General features: G+C 69.5%; 17 protein-coding genes. 4 read left to right on the top strand and 13 right to left on the bottom strand.

The annotated features are described in order from the left end of the window. Positions 1 to 54 precede the first annotated feature (54 nt). Entirely contained in the window at positions 55 to 771 is a 717-nt protein-coding gene (locus AB0H88_RS31175; RefSeq protein ID WP_357650689.1) for an ABC transporter permease subunit, read from the top strand. Between the two features lie 64 nt (positions 772 to 835). Here AB0H88_RS31175 and AB0H88_RS31170 read toward each other — a convergent pair whose 3' ends face one another. From AB0H88_RS31170 to rplM, 6 genes are all read right to left on the bottom strand, one after another. Then, a complete protein-coding gene (locus AB0H88_RS31170) occupies positions 836 to 2,323 on the bottom strand; it encodes a class I adenylate-forming enzyme family protein (RefSeq protein ID WP_357650687.1) in 1,488 nt (495 codons plus the stop codon). A gap of 10 nt (positions 2,324 to 2,333) precedes the next feature. Next, the gene (locus AB0H88_RS31165) at positions 2,334 to 3,518 is read right to left on the bottom strand and encodes a GNAT family N-acetyltransferase (protein ID WP_357650685.1); all 1,185 of its coding nucleotides are present in this window, start codon (positions 3,516 to 3,518) and stop codon (positions 2,334 to 2,336) included. Then, positions 3,434 to 4,543, bottom strand: a complete 1,110-nt coding sequence (locus AB0H88_RS31160) for an ATP-grasp domain-containing protein (RefSeq protein ID WP_357650683.1) — start codon at positions 4,541 to 4,543, stop codon at positions 3,434 to 3,436. The genes AB0H88_RS31165 and AB0H88_RS31160 overlap by 85 nt, the downstream gene beginning before the upstream one ends. A 57-nt stretch (positions 4,544 to 4,600) precedes the next feature. Continuing rightward, positions 4,601 to 5,947 (bottom strand): phosphoglucosamine mutase, encoded by a 1,347-nt coding sequence (gene glmM / locus AB0H88_RS31155; protein WP_357650681.1) that lies wholly within the window; start codon positions 5,945 to 5,947, stop codon positions 4,601 to 4,603. A 1-nt stretch (position 5,948) separates the two neighbouring features. Beyond that, on the bottom strand, positions 5,949 to 6,470 hold the full coding sequence (gene rpsI / locus AB0H88_RS31150) for a 30S ribosomal protein S9 (protein ID WP_357650679.1): 522 nt from the start codon (positions 6,468 to 6,470) through the stop codon (positions 5,949 to 5,951). Between the two features lie 74 nt (positions 6,471 to 6,544). Next, a complete protein-coding gene (rplM, locus tag AB0H88_RS31145; RefSeq protein ID WP_225293910.1) occupies positions 6,545 to 6,988 on the bottom strand; it encodes a 50S ribosomal protein L13 in 444 nt (147 codons plus the stop codon). 321 nt (positions 6,989 to 7,309) lie between these two features. On the opposite strand from rplM, the gene AB0H88_RS31140 reads away from it, so the two are divergent. The 3 genes from AB0H88_RS31140 to AB0H88_RS31130 all read left to right on the top strand — a co-directional run bounded on the left by AB0H88_RS31140 (position 7,310) and on the right by AB0H88_RS31130 (position 11,689). Beyond that, entirely contained in the window at positions 7,310 to 8,068 is a 759-nt protein-coding gene (locus AB0H88_RS31140) for a CAP domain-containing protein (protein ID WP_357650676.1), read from the top strand. 24 nt (positions 8,069 to 8,092) lie between these two features. After that, positions 8,093 to 9,016 carry a hypothetical protein gene (locus AB0H88_RS31135; protein ID WP_357650673.1) on the top strand — a complete coding sequence of 308 codons (924 nt, stop codon included), beginning with the start codon at positions 8,093 to 8,095 and terminating at the stop codon, positions 9,014 to 9,016. A 366-nt stretch (positions 9,017 to 9,382) separates the two neighbouring features. Continuing rightward, positions 9,383 to 11,689, top strand: coding sequence for a hypothetical protein (locus AB0H88_RS31130; RefSeq protein ID WP_357650671.1), 2,307 nt, complete (start codon positions 9,383 to 9,385; stop codon positions 11,687 to 11,689). 87 nt (positions 11,690 to 11,776) lie between these two features. Here the strand turns inward: AB0H88_RS31130 and AB0H88_RS31125 are convergent, their stop codons facing one another. From AB0H88_RS31125 to rpmJ, 7 genes are all read right to left on the bottom strand, one after another. Continuing rightward, positions 11,777 to 12,799 carry a tRNA pseudouridine synthase A gene (locus AB0H88_RS31125; RefSeq protein ID WP_357651161.1) on the bottom strand — a complete coding sequence of 341 codons (1,023 nt, stop codon included), beginning with the start codon at positions 12,797 to 12,799 and terminating at the stop codon, positions 11,777 to 11,779. A 132-nt stretch (positions 12,800 to 12,931) separates the two neighbouring features. Further along, positions 12,932 to 13,486 (bottom strand): 50S ribosomal protein L17, encoded by a 555-nt coding sequence (gene rplQ, locus AB0H88_RS31120; protein ID WP_357650669.1) that lies wholly within the window; start codon positions 13,484 to 13,486, stop codon positions 12,932 to 12,934. A 157-nt stretch (positions 13,487 to 13,643) separates the two neighbouring features. After that, the gene (locus AB0H88_RS31115; protein ID WP_214633194.1) at positions 13,644 to 14,660 is read right to left on the bottom strand and encodes a DNA-directed RNA polymerase subunit alpha; all 1,017 of its coding nucleotides are present in this window, start codon (positions 14,658 to 14,660) and stop codon (positions 13,644 to 13,646) included. Positions 14,661 to 14,753: 93 nt separating this feature from the next. Continuing rightward, positions 14,754 to 15,380: a 30S ribosomal protein S4 gene (rpsD, locus tag AB0H88_RS31110; protein WP_219539586.1), complete on the bottom strand. Its 627-nt coding sequence runs from the start codon at positions 15,378 to 15,380 to the stop codon at positions 14,754 to 14,756. A gap of 20 nt (positions 15,381 to 15,400) precedes the next feature. Then, entirely contained in the window at positions 15,401 to 15,805 is a 405-nt protein-coding gene (rpsK, locus tag AB0H88_RS31105) for a 30S ribosomal protein S11 (protein ID WP_066369011.1), read from the bottom strand. Between the two features lie 45 nt (positions 15,806 to 15,850). Further along, the gene (rpsM, locus tag AB0H88_RS31100; protein ID WP_214633192.1) at positions 15,851 to 16,231 is read right to left on the bottom strand and encodes a 30S ribosomal protein S13; all 381 of its coding nucleotides are present in this window, start codon (positions 16,229 to 16,231) and stop codon (positions 15,851 to 15,853) included. Between the two features lie 218 nt (positions 16,232 to 16,449). Continuing rightward, positions 16,450 to 16,563, bottom strand: a complete 114-nt coding sequence (rpmJ, locus tag AB0H88_RS31095) for a 50S ribosomal protein L36 (RefSeq protein ID WP_003956441.1) — start codon at positions 16,561 to 16,563, stop codon at positions 16,450 to 16,452. Positions 16,564 to 16,566 lie beyond the last annotated feature (3 nt).

The following is a 16,566-nucleotide window of genomic DNA, read 5'->3' as shown; positions in this document are numbered from 1 at the left end:
GACGGGGGAAGGCGGCGGCATCCAGGCGACCGAGCCGCCGAACGGAGTGAGGCAATGAACACAGTGGTTGCGGGTATTACTTATCGGGCGTTGCTGGGTAGGCGCAGGATCTTTCTTCTGCTTCTGCTGCCGCTGGCGCTGATCGGGTTGGCCGTCATGCTGCGGGTTTTCGTCGGCTACGACCCGCGCTCGGCCGAGATGCTGATGGCCAAGTTCGCCGTCGGCACGATGCTTCCGCTGCTCGGCCTCATCGTGGGCACCGGGGTGATCGCCCCGGAGATCGACGACGGCACGATCATCCACCTGATGTCCAAGCCGATCTCCCGGCCGGTCATCGCGCAGACGAAGTTCCTGGTGGCCGCCTCGCTGCTGGCGGTGTTCGCGGCGGTCCCGACGTACTTCGCGGCCTGGCTGCTGGTGGGCAACGAGGACGGTCTCGCGGTGGGCTTCGCGCTCGGCGCGCTGGTCGCGGGTATCGCCTACGCCGCGGTGTTCCTGCTGCTCGGCATCCTGACCCGCCACGCGGTCACGATCGGGATCATCTACGCGCTGTTGTGGGAGACGCTGGTCGGCTCGTTCGTACCGGGGGCGCAGAAGTTCTCCATCCAGCAGTGGGCCCTGACGATCGCCGACCAGCTCTCCGGCAACCCGTTCCTGACGGCCAACGTGACGCTCGGCTTCGCCGTACCGGCGCTGATCATCGTGACGCTGGGCGCGGTGCTCTGGGCGGGACAGCGACTGCGGGTCTTCGCGTTGACGGGCGACGAATAGCTCCTCGCTCGCGAGCGACGCTCACGGGCGTCGCTCACGGGCGTCGCTCACGGGTGAGAACAACTCACGGGCGGCCGATGGCCGCGCGCAGCGCCGCCCGGTCGAGCTTGCGCCTGCTGGATCGCGGGAAATCCGGCAGCACCGCGATCCGGTCGGGCAGCGCGCCCGCGTCGACCAGCGCAGGCAGCCGGGCGCGTACCGCCGCCTCCTGGAAGCCGTCGCCGGGCACCAGCGCCAGTACGACCTCCTCGTCCCCGGTGACCGGATCGGCCAAGCCGACGATGGCCGCGTCGGCCACGCCGGGCAGCGCGGCGATGGCCGGTTCGTACAGGCTCGGGTAGATGTTGAAGCCATCGCGAAGGATCATGTCCTTTTTCCGGCCGAGCAGGACGAGGCGGCCCTGTCCGTCCAGGCGGACCAGGTCGCCGGTGGCCACCTCGTCGTGCGGCGGCTCACCCAGGTAGCCGCGCGCCACGTGCGGGCCGCTGACGACCAACTCCTGGTCCTCGGTGAACCGCACGCCGACTCCCGGCAGCGGCGCGCCGAGCAGGTCCCCCTCCGCGCAGGCCAGCTTCTCGGCCGCGCCGGCCAGCGCGATCGGCAGCGCCTCCGTCATCGCGTAGACGCTCAGCACCTCCGCGCCGGGCGCGGCGGCGACCGCCTTCCGCAGTACGGCCGGCGGCGCGGGAGCCGAGCCGAGCAGCAGGTGGCGCAGGCTCTCCGGCAGCCGTTCCACCCGGGCGACGAGCCCGGCCAGCTCGACGGGCACGCAGTACAAATGGGTGACCCTGCGCTCGAAGATCAGCTTGGCCGGGCCCGGCATCGACCAGGTGGCGCCGCCGATGAGCGCGGGCAGGCCGAGCATGAGGCCGTCGGTGTGGACGACGTCGCCGGGCTCGACGGGGAAGCGGTCCCTGAAGATCTCCAGCCCGGCGGCGAGGGACGCTCGGGTGTGGACGACGGCCCTGGGATGCGCGGTGGTACCGGAGGTGAAGATCACCGCCGCCGGATCGTCCACCTCACCCGGACTCGCGTCAGTCGGCGGTACCGGCTCGTCCAGGCCGCGTAACCGTACGGCGGCTCTGGGCACCCCGGGCAGCCACCGGCCCGTGTAGGCGTGCCGCAGTTCCAGCTCCGGCAGCGGATCGCGAAGGCCGGGCAGGAGTACCCCCCGGCGCCTGGCCAGCGCGCGCAGCGGCGCGAACGACGTGACGGCGTACAGCAGCGACCCCGCCACCACCCAGCGCGGCCGGGCCAGCCGGAGCCGGGCCCGCAGGACCTCCGGCGCGAGACCGGGATCGGCCAGCACCAGCACCCCGCCCGCGGCGACCACGCCCAGCGCCACGGCGATCGCGTCCGGCGAGGGCTCGACGGCGTACAGCACGCCGTCCCCGCGCTCGAGCCCCTCCGCCACCAGCCGGTCGCGGATGCGTAGCGCCCGCTCGCGCAGCCCGCCGAACGTCAGCTCCCGCCCGCGCGCCCCCACGATCGCCGTCGCCCTGGGCGTACGCTCGCAGGCGGCGAACACCTGAGCCAGCAGATCACTCCGCATCCCACTCCCCTCAAAGCTCGTAACGCCGCATGACCGGCACCGCCACCCGATCGAGCAGCCAGGCCAGCACCACCCAGCCCGTACGCCGCCGCCATGGCAGATGCCCGACGGACACGGCCCGATACTCGATCTCCGGCACCGCCCCACGCAGCCGCTTGAACTCCCCCGCACCCGCACTGTCGTTGACCGACAGCCCCTCGTCCACGGCGATCTGGTAGACCAGCGCGCTCAGCATCCGGTACAGCCCGATCCCCTGCGGCAGCGCGGTGTCGTAGCCGAAGATCGGCGTGGTCAGCGTCCCGTCGCGGTGGAAGTAGCCGAGCACCCCGTCGATCCGCCCGTCCCTGGCCAGCGCCCAGTAGGTGATCGTCCCCGCCCGCATGGTCTCGCGGACGAACCGCTCGGTGAACTGCGGATTGTTCCGTGAGTACTTATCCAGATAAAGCAGGTCATAAAGCTCGACCACCCGAGCCGCATCATTCTCGCCCGGCCGCACCACCTCATACCCCCTGCGCCCCACCAGCCGCAGATCGCGCCGCCACCGCTTGCGGTACCGAGCCTCCTGCTCCCCCGGCCGCGCCAGGTAGACCCGCCGCCCCGGCACCATTACACAGCCGTCGATCCGCCGGTTCACCGAGCAGAACCCGATGGCGTGCCCGGGGAACCGCTCCCGCAGGAAGCGGATGGCGGCCCGCTCATGGGCGGGCTCGATGGCCGGATAGAGGTTCGTGGACAGCAGCCAGTTGTTGACCAGCACCACCCGGTCCAGCTCCGCCCACCGGCACAGCGCGCCCAGCGCGGAGAGCGCCGCCGCCAGCACCGCGCGCAGCACCCCGCTGCCGAGCACGCGCAGCTCCTCACCGGCATAGGTCACATAGTGCGTGTACGGCGAGCACACCCACGCGTTCCCCTGTTCGCCATCATTGACCGACACCGGCAGCACCACGCGCCCGTCCACGAGCAGCACCCCGTAGGTCGTGGCCACATTACCGACGAACGCCTCGGTCCCGTCCTCGACCAGCGGCACCAGGTAGTCACGTGCGTAGGCGCCGTCCTCGGTGTCGGGCCAGGGCAGCTGACCCAGAGTGTCCTTCATGAACAGCTCGGCCTTCACCGGCCGTCCCACTCGATGTCGTACGTCGAGCACTCGATCAGTGACCGCCGCGTCCACAACGAGCGGATCCAGTTCTCCCACAACACCCCGAACTGCGCCAGGAACGGCCCCCGGTCCCCGTCCACCGCGATCACGTCGTCAGCGGCCGACACCACGCTCGCCCACCGGCGCAACTCCGCCCAGGACCGTACCCTCGCCAGGCCGAAGCTCAGCATCGCCAGCCCGATCATCGCCCGCGCGCCCGGCGCGGGCCGCAGCGGCCGCTCGGGTACGTCACCGAGCAACACCCCGGCCAGCTCGTCGCCCAGCAGATGGACCCCGCTGGTGGCCCGCGGATTGCACTCCAGCGGCAACACCCGGTCACCGACCATGAAGTCGAAGGCGATCTGCCCGCTGAACTCGCCGCGCGCCACGAACTCCGTCACCCAGGCGTCCACCTCGGCGTGCTCCACCGGCTCGAAACTGACACAAGCCCCGGAAGCCGTGAACTCCACCGCGTAGGCGGCATGAGCCACCAATCGTCCCTTCACGGCCACGGAGTAGGTGCAGATCTGCGTCCCGCTGAGCAACTCCTGAGCCACCCAGGGCCCCTCGCCCGCCCTTAACGCGATATTTCCCTGTACAACCTGCACTTTCGTACCGAAGCGCGAAAAGACAGGCTTCAGGATGAACGGGCGCGGGATCCCGGCCAGGTCAGCCTGCGACATCACCAGCGCCGTCTCGGGGACCGGCAGCCCGAACCCCTTCGCCAGCTGGACGAACTCCCACTTGCTGTGCAACGCCCGCAGGGTCCCGAGCGGCTCGGCCAGCACCTCGCAGTGCAGCCGCTCCCGCCCCCGGGCCACCCAGAAGATCTCCTCGCAGGTGGGTACGACCAGCCGCACGCCCTCCAGCTTGACGATGTCGGCCAGCGCGTCGGCGAACGCCTCGGGGGCCCGGTTGGGCGGCGGCACCCGATGGCTCACCGCCACGGCCGAGGACCGCGCGCAGAGCTGCGCCCGCGAGCTCTCGGCCACCACGACCCGCGCACCCGACCTGACGAACTTCCTGGCCAGGTCCAGCGCCACGGGCGCCCGCCCACCGGTGATCAGCACAGTCACGCTCACCAGCCGCAGGATACGCGTGAGGGGCACGGCGCCGCCGTGCCCCTCACCGGAAAAGCCTCAGACGCAGGCGACCCGGACCACGTCGGCCAGCCGACCGGCGACCTGGGAGGCGTGCTCCTCGGACGAGGCCTCGACCATCACGCGGATCATCGGCTCGGTGCCACTGGGCCTGATCAGCACCCGGCCCGTCTCACCCAGCTCCTTCTCCGCCAGCGCCACTGCCTCGGTGAGCTCGGGCACCGACGCCTTGCCCCGGTCCACGTCCTTGACGTTGATCAGGATCTGCGGCAGCGGCGTCATCACCGCGGCCAGCTCGCGCAGCGACTTGCCCGACCTGGCCACGACCGAGAGCAGGTGGAGCGAGGTGAGCAGCCCGTCTCCGGTGGTGGCGTGGTCGAGCATGATGACGTGACCCGACTGCTCACCGCCCAGGTTGTAGCCGCCGGACTTCATGCGCTCCAGCACGTAGCGGTCGCCCACCGCGGTCTCCACGACGTGGATGCCCGCCTCGCGCATCGCCAGCTTGAAGCCCAGGTTGGACATCACCGTCGCGACCACGGTGTCCTTGGCCAGCGTGCCCTCGGCGTGCATGTCGGCCGCGAGGATCGCCATGATCTGGTCGCCGTCGATGATCGCGCCGGTGTGGTCGACCGCCAGGCAGCGGTCGGCGTCGCCGTCGTAGGCGATGCCGAGGTCGGCGCCGCGCGAGACGACGACCTGCTGCAGCTTGGGCAGGTGGGTGGAGCCGTAGCCGGCGTTGATGTTGAGGCCGTCCGGCCGCGCGCCGATGGCCTCCACCCTGGCTCCGGATCGCACCAGCGCCTCGGGGGCGACCATGTGGGCGGCGCCATGAGCGCAGTCGACGACGATGTCGAGGCCGTCGAGCCGGCCACTGACCGTGGTCAGCACATGGGAGATGTAACGGTCGGCCTCACCGTAGGCGTCACGCACCCGGCCCACGGCGGAGCCGACGGGAAAGGTCCAGTCCTCGCCGAGCCGCCGCTCGATCTCGTCCTCGACCGCGTCGGACAGCTTGAAGCCGCCCCGGGCCAGGAACTTGATGCCGTTGTCCGGCGCCGCGTTGTGCGAGGCCGACAGCATGACGCCGATGTCGGCGCCGAGCGCCGCGGTGAGGTAGGCGACGGCCGGGGTGGGCAGCACGCCGAGGCGCAGCACATCCACTCCGGACGACGCAAGGCCGGCGACCACTGCGGCCTCGAGGAACTCCCCCGAGGCACGCGGGTCCCGGCCTACGACGGCCACAGGACGACGTCCTGTGGCCGTGAACGCGCCCGCATCGCCGAGGACGTGAGCCGCCGCGACCGAGAGGTCCATGGCGAGCTCCGCCGTGAGGTCGCGACCAGCGACCCCACGAATCCCGTCGGTGCCGAAAAGACGCGCCAATTTAGCGCTTGCTGTACTGCGGAGCCTTACGGGCCTTCTTGAGGCCGTACTTCTTCCGCTCCGTGGCGCGCGCGTCACGGGTGAGGAAGCCGGCCTTCTTCAGAGGCGCTCGGTTGGTCTCGACATCAAGGGCCGTCAGCGCACGGGACAGGCCCATGCGCAGCGCGCCGGCCTGGCCGGTCACGCCGCCACCGTCGATGCGCGCGATGACGTCGAACGCCTCTTCGGCGCCGAGCACCACGAAGGGCTCGTTGACGATCTGCTGGTGGACCTTGTTGGGGAAGTAGACGTCCAGCGAACGACCGTTGATCGTCCACTTGCCGGTGCCGGGGACGATGCGCACGCGGGCGATCGCCTCCTTACGGCGGCCGGTGCCGTACGAGTTGCCCGTGGTGACGGGCTTGCGCACGGGAGCGTCAGCGCTGGCGGTGGACTCGGTGGTGTACTCGGAAGGGAACTCCTCGCCGGAGAATTCTTCCACCTCGGCCTCGACGGCCGTCTCGACACCGGTGGGCTCAGCCACGGTTCTCCTCTAAATCTTTCGGAACTCGGTAACCCCGCAGGGGGTTGCGGGGGGTGTGTCCCCCCGCAGGTCTACTACTGGGCGATCTGGGTGATCTCGAACGGCACCGGCTGCTGGGCCTGGTGCGGGTGCTCGGACCCCGCGTAGACCTTGAGCTTCTTGGCCATCTTCCGGCCGAGGGAGTTCTTCGGCAGCATGCCCTTGACGGCCTTTTCGACGGCCTTGTCCGGCCGCTTGTCCATGAGCTCGCCATAACTGACGGAACGCAGACCGCCCGGGTAACCCGAGTGGCGGTAGGCCTTCTTCTGCTCACGCTTGTTGCCGGTGAGCGCGATCTTGTCCGCGTTGATGATGACGACGAAGTCGCCGGTGTCGACGTGGTTGGCGAAGATCGGCTTGTGCTTGCCGCGGAGCAGGATCGCGACGTGGCTGGCCAGCCGGCCCAGCACGACATCGGTCGCGTCGATGACGTACCACTGACGCTGAACGTCGGCGGGCTTCGGTGAGTACGTGCGCACGGTCGTAGCCTTCTTTATGCTCGCGTCTTCGGCGCTGTCGGGAAGCGACAGCTCTAGGGTCGGTCGGTGCGGGCACACGACGGCCCGGACCTTCCGTCTCCCAGGCCCGATGGGCTGATGATGGGAGATGACGCCGGACGCGCCGCGCATCGGTCGCGCTGGACCTATGCACACAACGATTGATTAGGCTACCCGCATTTAAGGGTGCTGGTCAAAAGACCGGTAACCTGCGATGAGTCTACCCGACACAGAACGGTTCGATTTCGGTTCCCTGGGATCCCTTCTTTCCCAGGACCAGACATCTCTATCGTTGGGTGTGGCATGTGGCACACCTCTCTCACCCGGCACACCCAGCGGAGCGCACGGCGCCGGAACCATCTGGGGGTGCTCGCCTGTCTTATGGCGGTTCTGTTCACGGGTGTGCTGATCGGGCGGTTGACGGACAACGTTGAAGAAACCGGCCACATCTACCTCAACGAGACGGCCCCGCCCGCCGCCGCGGCCAAGGCCAAGCCCACAGCGACGCCGACTGCCAAGAAGGCGCAGCCGTACGCCGGGCGCATCCCCAGGGAGAGCACCGCCGGGGTCCCGCGCGGCAGCGTCAAAGTCAAGCCCACCAGGAGCCCGGACGGCAACATGGTGCCCGGCTACACCGCCGAGGACCCCACGCGGGTGCTCGGCGAGCAGACCGCCGAGATGTCGCCGGCGATGGCGGCCAAGGTCGTCAGCCTCACCAACGCCGCCAGGGTCAAGCGCGGCTGCGGCCGCCTCCGGACCGACGCGAGGCTGACCCGCTCGGCCCGCGTGCACTCCCTGGAGATGGCGCGCAGCGGCCGCTTCACCCACGACTCCCCCGACGGCTCGTCGCCGTGGGACCGGATGGAGCGCGCCGGATACCGCGCGGGCGCCGCCGAGAACATCGGCCGCGGCTACACCTCCCCCGACGAGGCGGTCCGCGGCTGGCTCGACAGCAACGACCATCGCCAGAACATCCTCAACTGCCGCATCGAGTCCATCGGAGTCGGCGTGGTGGCCGGTCCTGGCGGTCCGTGGTGGACGCAGGACTTCGGTTACTCATGACCACCTTCACGGTAATGTCGCCGCATGGGTTTTCCCGACGAACGTGACACCAGCACGGAGAGCACCCCCCGCCGTTCTCGCAGGGCCCGTGACACGGCCGAACCCGGCGGCTCCCGCAACCCCTTCGAACCGATCGGGGTCGCCACCGGTCGCAGGGCCAAGGAACCGGCCGCGGCCCCCCAGCCGCCCACCGAACCGGCGCGCCGCAGCACGACATGGAGCCCCTACGACGAGGGCAAACGCTCGCGTGGGCCGCTCTGGTTCACACTCGGCGGCGTCGCGGTGCTCGGCCTGTTCGTCGCGGGCCTCGTGGTGATGTTCAAGTCAGGCGGCTCCGGGGAGGCCGAGACCCAGGCGGCCCGCCGCACCTCCGCGCCGCTGCCGTCGTCGCCTCCCGGCAAGTACAGCTACGCGGGCGAGCGCAAGACCGACCCCGAGCCGCTCACGGTCAAGGAACTGTTCGCGACCAAGAAGATCACCGTCGCCGGCCGCTCGTACACGATGACGGTCACCAGCAAGGTCAAGAAGTGCTCCGACGCAGCCGTCGGCGACAAGCTCCAGAAGGCCCTCAAGGCCGGCAAGTGTACGCAGATCATCCGCGCGAGCTTCCGCGACAAGGCCGGCAAGGTGATGGGCACGGTCGGCGTGGCCAACCTCAAGTCCAGCAAGACCGCGACCAAGGTGCAGTCGGTCGGCAGCAAGACCGACTACGTCAAGCCGCTGACCGGCAAGGACTCACTCACCAAGAGCCTCGGCACCGGCAGCGGCGGCACCCAGATGTGGATGTACGGCCACTACGCCGTCATGATCTGGTTCCAGAACAAGGACGGCAGCAAGCCTGACAAGAAGGGGCAGAAGACGCTCTTCCAGGCGGTCGACGACATCACCAAGGCCACCGTCTTCAAGGCCCTTGACTCCCGGACTCTGACCGGCCACCCGGGTAGCTGAAAGCCTCAAACCTTTTCATACGTACCCAAACAGCATCGATGATCCAGTCGGGAACGCCCATACCGGCATAACGATCTCGCGACTCTCGCTAGGCTCCCCCTTATGCGTGGCCAGGAACCTGGGTCTGACAACGATCGTAGGGAATCTGACGGCTCGGCCGCACCGGCGACGCCACCGCCGAGCTTCGGCCAGCCCCTTCAATATCCCGAGTCACGGGCGTCTCACGAGGCGCCCGGATCTACTCCAGCATCGCCGCCGGACCCCGGCACGGGCGCTGACTCCGGCTCTGACAGTGCCGGTTACGGGAGTGCCGATAACGGGAGTGCCGATAACGGGAGTGCCGATTATGACGATGCCGGTCATGACATGCTGCCCGCCTTCCCGGGCACGTCATCGGACGCCGAGCAGACGGTGACCGGGGCATCGGCCTCCGACTCGCCGGCCGAGTGGCAGCCGTTCGAACCACAGCCGTCGGACCCGGCGTCGGCCGAGGACCAGTCCGACCTTCCTGGCCTGCCGGCCTTCCCCGGCGCGCAGCCATGGGAGGTGGCGGGCGACGACGCCGCGCCGTACGACTGGTTCGCCGACCCCCAGGGCCCGCCCCGCCCCATGCGCGGCCGCCTGCCCCGCAACCTCGGCGCCCAGCCCGGCACCCCGTCCCCGTCTCCACGACCTCCTGCCGCGGGCCCCCCGCCTGCCGGCTCCGCACCCACACGGCCGCCCACCGCTCCAGGACCGGGCGCTCAGTCTCCATCGCACCCGCCGCGACCTGGCGGCGCTCAGCCTCCCTCGCACACCTCCGGGTCAGACGCTCAGCATCCCTCGCACACCTCCGGGCCAGATGCTCAGCATCCCTCGCACGCCTCCGGGCCAGACGCTCAGCATCCCTCGCACACCTCCGGGTCAGACGCTCAGCCTCCGTGGCAGCCAGCCGCGTCCGGATCGGGCGGTCAGCCCTCCGGTCCCCAGCCCTCGTGGCAGCGTGCCGAGCCGGACGCCCCGGCGCCCGGACAGCCCGGCGCCGGGTGGTCCCCGGCGGCCGGCGCCTGGCCCGCGCCCATCCCGGAGGAGCCCGCTACCTGGGCGGTCGACCCCGTGGTGCCCGGTGCGCCGTCGTGGGAGCCGCCACCGGCCTTCACCGCCGCGGCCGCGGGCATGCAGGTATGGCCCGCCCCCGTCGCCGACCCGCCCGCCATGCCGCCCTGGCCCGCCGCCACGGGCGAGCTCGCCGTGGAGCCGGACGCCGAGGACGTCTCAGGCCCGGCATCGCCCTGGAACGTCCCATCGGCCAGCTCGCCACCGGACGACGCCGACACCCGTCCGGGGGGCATCATCCCGCCCGGACTCCCCACGTCCGGTGACAGCGACCCCGCGCCCAAGAGCTCCGTGTACGGCGGGCCGACGACCAAGGGCCCCACGTTCGGGCAGCCCGCGGCCGACTACGAAGAGGCCGACCCCTCAGAGGACGCCGAGGACTTCCAGACCGACCCGAACCTGACCGCCCCCTTCGACGCGAGGGGCGCGTCCACCCGCCCCTCCGCCGCCAACGAGACGGTCCCACCGGCCTTCGACCCCAACACCACCGCGCCTACGTTCGACGCGACGACCCCCCACGCCTTCGGTCCCAACACCGGCGCCCCCAGCACCTTCGACCCGGGCACCCCGCCGCCCGCCTTCGACCCGAACGCCGCCGGGCACCCGGCCGAGCCGAGCGATGTCCCGGTCTGGCCGCGGATCCCCCCTGGCGGACCCGAGCAGAAGGGCCAGGTCCCCGACCTCCCGTTCGAGGTATGGGGCCAGAAGCCCACCGCCGCCCTGCCCGTCCCGGCCTCGCCGGACCGCTCCACACCACCCCAGGGACTCCCCGTCCCCTACGGGCAGGGACCGTTCAAGCAGCCGCCGTTCCAGGCGACACCGCCCGCCACCGGCCAGCCCGGCAAACCGGCGGGCCGGAAAGCACTCTTCATCACCCTGGGCGTGCTCGCGCTGGCAGGCGTAGCCACGGGCGGCTTCTTCGCCTACAAGTCGGTGAGCGCCCCGTCATCGCCCGCCGCCACGTCGGCCGCCAAGGAGCCGCCGACGACGGCACCCCCGGCCATCGTCAGCCCCGATGCCTCCACGACCCCGGTCGTCCCCGCCACCTCGATCCTCAACTCCGAGCAGACCGACCCGCGCAAGATGTCGCTCTCCGAGGCGTTCCCGAAGAAGAAGATCGAGGCGGAAGGAGCCGTGTTCTCCAAGGTCAAGACCGATATGACGGCGAGTTGTGAGAAGGCCGCCTCCGGTCCCTTCGCCGACGCGCTGCGCGAGCAGAAGTGCAGCCGGATCGTACGGGCGACGTACGTCGACACCAAGCGCCGCTACGCCGTGACGACCGGCATCGCGGTGCTGCCGACCAAAGAGGCCGCCATGAGCGCCGACAAGGCCAAGAACCTCGGCCGCAACGTCTGGTTCCGCGGCCTCCCCTCGGCGGCGGGCACGGGCGGCGAACGCGTGGAGATCGCGGGCGGCTACGCCGCGGGGCTGGTCTGGGGCCGCTACATCGTCTTCAGCTACGCCACGTACGCCGACGGCCACACGCCCGGCACCAAGGAGAAGACACTCGGCAAGGTCAGCGGCGCCTTCCGCGACCAGACCTCACAGGCCCTGGAACGCCGCCTCACCAACGACTGACGGCCCGCTCGACACGGGCAACGGCTCATCGACAGGCGGATCGACGCGCCGGGTCACGCTCGTCGACAGGCGGATCGAAGCGCCGGGTCACGGCTCGTCGACGGCAGGCGGATCATCGCCCAGCGTGCGGACGCGCCGGGTCGCGAGGGCGCGCGCGGCGAGCTCCGTGTCCGGCGGGTAACTCACCTCTTCCAGGCACAGGCCGTGCGCGGGCGCCACGTGCACCCCGGAGTCCCGTACGGCCCGCCCCAGCACCTGCCCCGGCCACTCGACAGGCCGGCGCCCATCGGCGGCCGACAGCAGAGAGCCGACCAGCGAGCGCACCATCGAGTGGCAGAACGCGTCGGCGACCACGGTGGCGACCAGCACCCCATCGTCCTCTCGTACCCAGTCGAGCCGTTGCAGCCGCCGGATCGTGGTGGCTCCCTCGCGCTTCTTGCAGAAGGCGGCGAAGTCGTGCTCGCCGAGCAGGTGCGCGGCCGCCGCGTTCAGCGCGTCGAGGTCCAGCGGCCGGTTGTGCCAGACCACCTCCCGGCGTCGCAACGGATCCACCCCGCCGGCCGCGTCACTGACCCGGTACGCGTACCGGCGTGACAGAGCGGAGAACCGTGCGTCAAAGCCCTCAGAAGCCACGCAGACCCGATGCACGCGTACATCCGAGTCCAGTACCCCGGCCAGCCGTCGCAGGAGTGCAGCGAGCCGCTCATCCACGTCCAGCGGCAACACCGCGCCGGCCGCCACAGGCTCGACAGCCAGGAAACCCGCCGCGGAGTCGGCGGCCGGAAAGGGCACCGAAGGGTGGCCAGCCGGAAAGGCCACAGGGTCGGTAGCCGAGAGGGCCGCCGCGGGCTCGGCCCCGGCGGATCGCCGATGGTTGCGGTCGAGGGCGGAGAACGCCTCCACGGGAAGATCCACGTGCGCCACCTGCCCACGCGCGTGCACCCCGGCATCCGTACGCCCGGCGACGGTCAGCGCCGGTGGCTCGGCCAGCCGCAGGATCCTGCCGAGCGCCTGCTCGATCTCGCCCTGGACCGTACGCAGCCCCGGCTGCCTGGCCCACCCGGAGAAGTCGGTCCCGTCGTAGCCGAGATCAAGCCGGAGCCGTATCACCATCACTCTCCCCAGAGCGCCCAAAAACGCGAACAGGCCCGAACCCCCGCTAGAGGGGCCCGAGCCCGATTCAACTAGGCCCGTGATCCCCGCATGGCGGGAGCCTGGGCCCGATTCAGCCGACCTGACGGATCAGGCCTCGTCCTTCTTCGTCTCGCCGGCCTCAGCCTCGGACGAGCCCGAGTCAGCGGCCTCGGCCGTGGTGGCCTCGTCGGACTCGGCGGTCTCCGCAGCAGCCGGCGCCTCGGTCTCAGCCTCGGTCTCAGCGGCGGGAGCAGGAGCGGCAGCGGCGGCCGGAGCCTCCGTGCGCGACACGCGAACCGGGTTCAGCGGCTCGGTCACCAGCTCGATCACCGCCATGGGGGCGTTGTCACCCTTACGGGCGCCCACCTTGGTGATCCGGGTGTAACCGCCGGGACGCTCGGCGAACGTCACCGCGATGTCCGTGAACAGGTGGTGGACGACGCCCTTGTCCTTGACGACCGTGAGCACCTGGCGACGGTTGTGGATGTCGCCCTTCTTCGCCTTGGTGATCAGGCGCTCCGCCAGCGGGCGGACGCGCTTGGCCTTGGTAACCGTGGTGCGGATCTTGCCGTGGCGGAACAGGTCCGTGGCGAGGTTCGCCAGGATCAGCCGCTCGTGCGCCGGGCTACCGCCAAGACGTGCACCCTTGGTGGGCTTGGGCATTGCGTTCTCCTTGTGAGTTAACCCGCCCCGGCCGTACCAGGTACCGGAGTCGGGCCGGTCGCAGTCGCTCTAGAGGCGATGCGAGCCGTTACCGTCGCCCGCGCCGAGCGGGAACCGCTCGGCGCGGGGAGTCGCGAGGCAGAGCCCTCGCGATGGCTTAGTACTGCTCGGTCTCGACGTACGCGCTGTCGTCGTCGTCGTAACCGGCGCCGGCCACCGCGCTCGGGTCGAACCCGGGCGGGGAGTCCTTGAGCGCCAGCGTCATCTCGTGCAGCTTCTGCTTGACCTCTTCGATCGACTTGGCGCCGAAATTCCTTATGTCGAGCAGGTCCTGCTCGCTGCGGGCGACGAGCTCACCCACGGTGTGGATGCCCTCGCGCTTGAGGCAGTTGTAGGAGCGAACGGTCAGGTTCAGCTCCTCGATCGGCAGCGCCAGATCGGCGGCCAGGGCGGCGTCGGTCGGCGACGGGCCGATGTCGATGCCCTCGGCCTCGACGTTGAGCTCACGGGCCAGGCCGAAGAGCTCGACGAGGGTCTTACCGGCGGAGGCCACCGCGTCGCGGGGCTTCATGGCCGGCTTGGTCTCGACGTCGAGGATCAGACGGTCGAAGTCGGTACGCTGCTCGACTCGGGTCGCCTCGACCTTGTAGGTGACCTTGAGCACCGGGGAGTAGATCGAGTCGATCGGAATACGGCCGATCTCCTGACCCGGCTGCTTGTTCTGCGCGGCGGAGACGTAGCCGCGACCGCGCTCGACGGTCAGCTCCATCTCCAGCTTCGCCTTGCCGTTGAGCGTGGCGATGCGCAGCTCGGGGTTGTGCACCTCGACACCGGCGGGCGGCGCGATGTCGGCGGCGGTGACCTCACCCGGGCCCTGCTTGCGCAGGTACATCACGACCGGCTCGTCGTGCTCGGAGGAGACGACGAGCTCCTTGAGGTTGAGGATGATGTCGGTGACATCTTCCTTGACCCCGGGAACCGTCGAGAACTCGTGGAGCACGCCCTCGATCCGGATGCTCGTCACGGCCGCGCCCGGAATGGACGACAGCAGCGTGCGGCGGACCGAGTTGCCGATGGTGTAGCCGAAACCCGGCTCCAGCGGCTCGATGACGAATCGGGATCGGGTGTCGTCGATCGACTCTTCGAGAAGAGTCGGGCGCTGAGCGATCAGCATGTGGGGTCTCCCCTTTTCGTGTGGCGCCCGCTATATGACGCCACTCCGATACAAGCCTAGTTGAGGTGCGGCGAACCGCACCTCAACCACTACTTACTTCGAGTAGTACTCGACGATCAGCTGTTCCTGAACCTGGGTGTCGATCTGCTGGCGAACCGGCAGCTGGTGGATCAGGACGCGGATCTTGTCCGGGACGACGCCGAGCCACGCCGGGACCGAGCGGTCGCCGGCGGTGGCGCGAGCCACCTCGTAGGGCAGCAGGTTGCGCTTGGTCTCACGCACCTCGATGATGTCGTGCTCACGCACGCGGTACGAGGGGATGTCGACCTTCTTGCCGTTGACCAGGAAGTGTCCGTGACGGACCTGCTGGCGAGCGGCGTCGCGCGACTGGGCGAACCCGGCGCGGTAGACCACGTTGTCGAGACGGCTCTCCAGAATCTGGAGCAGCGCCTCACCGGTCTTGCCGCTCTTGCGGGAGGCTTCCTCGTAGTAGTTGTGGAACTGCTTCTCGAGGACGCCGTAAATGCGGCGGGTCTTCTGCTTCTCACGAAGCTGAAGCTGGTACTCGGACTCCTTGGGACGTCCGCGGCCGTGCTCACCCGGCGGGTAAGGACGGATCTCGATGGGGCACTTCGCGGACTCGCACTTGCTGCCCTTGAGGAAGAGCTTGGTCTTCTCCCGGCGGCAGAGCTTGCAGTCCGCACCCGTGTAACGAGCCATTTCTCAGATTCTCCTGGGTGTCAGACGCGGCGGCGCTTCGGCGGACGGCAGCCGTTGTGCGGAACCGGGGTGACGTCCTGGATCGAACCCACTTCGAGACCGGTGGCCTGAAGGGAGCGGATCGCGGTCTCACGGCCGGAGCCGGGACCCTTGACGAAGACGTCGACCTTACGCATGCCGTGCTCCATGGCGCGGCGGGCGGCGTTCTCGGCGGCCATCTGAGCGGCGAACGGGGTGGACTTACGGGAGCCCTTGAAACCCACGTGGCCGGCGCTGGCCCAGGCGATCACGTTCCCGTTGGGGTCGGTGATCGAAACGATCGTGTTGTTGAACGTGCTCTTGATGTGGGCGTGCCCATGAGCGATGTTCTTCTTTTCCTTGCGGCGCACCTTCTTGGGCGCACCCTGACGACTCTTAGGAGGCATCCTTTGCCTTCACTCCTGAGGTGTTCGGTCCCGCGGCTGCGTGGACTACTTCTTACCGGGCTTCTTCTTGCCGGCCACGGTCTTCTTCTTGCCCTTGCGGGTGCGCGCGTTGGTCTGTGTGCGCTGACCGTGGACAGGCAGGCCCTTGCGGTGCCGAATGCCCTGGTAGCACCCAATCTCGATCTTGCGACGAATGTCGGCCTGAACCTCGCGGCGCAGGTCACCCTCGATCTTGAAGTTCGCCTCGATGTAGTCACGCATCGGGACGAGCTCAGCGTCGGTGAGCTGGTGCACGCGGGTGTCGCCGCTGACGCCGGTGGCCTCGAGGACCTCCAGCGCACGGGTGCGGCCGATTCCGTAAATGTAGGTGAGAGCGATCTCCAGCCGCTTTTCGCGGGGGAGGTCGACGCCAACCAGGCGAGCCATGGTCGGGCATTCTCCTTCGTTGTGGCGGAGGTCTTGCGCCTCACGACCCCTCCCCATGCCCGGGGTGAGGGCCCCGGCCTCCGACCGGGGGTCTCCTGGGTGGTACGGCTCGGAAATAGGGCCGCCTGCTCAGGTGTGACGCGCGATTACTGTCTCAGGCTTCTCATGCGTCGAGCCCGCTCCCTAACCGGGGCGGACTCGGAGAAGCCTTACGGCGACTAACCCTGACGCTGCTTGTGGCGCAGGTTGTCGCAGATCACCATGACGCGACCGTGCCGGCGGATCACCTTGCACTTGTCGCAGATCTTCTTGACGCTCGGCTTTACCTTCATTGT

Source organism: Nonomuraea sp. NPDC050680, from assembly GCF_040654555.1.
Classification (GTDB): domain Bacteria; phylum Actinomycetota; class Actinomycetes; order Streptosporangiales; family Streptosporangiaceae; genus Nonomuraea.
This window is presented reverse-complemented; position numbering and strand designations above follow the sequence as displayed.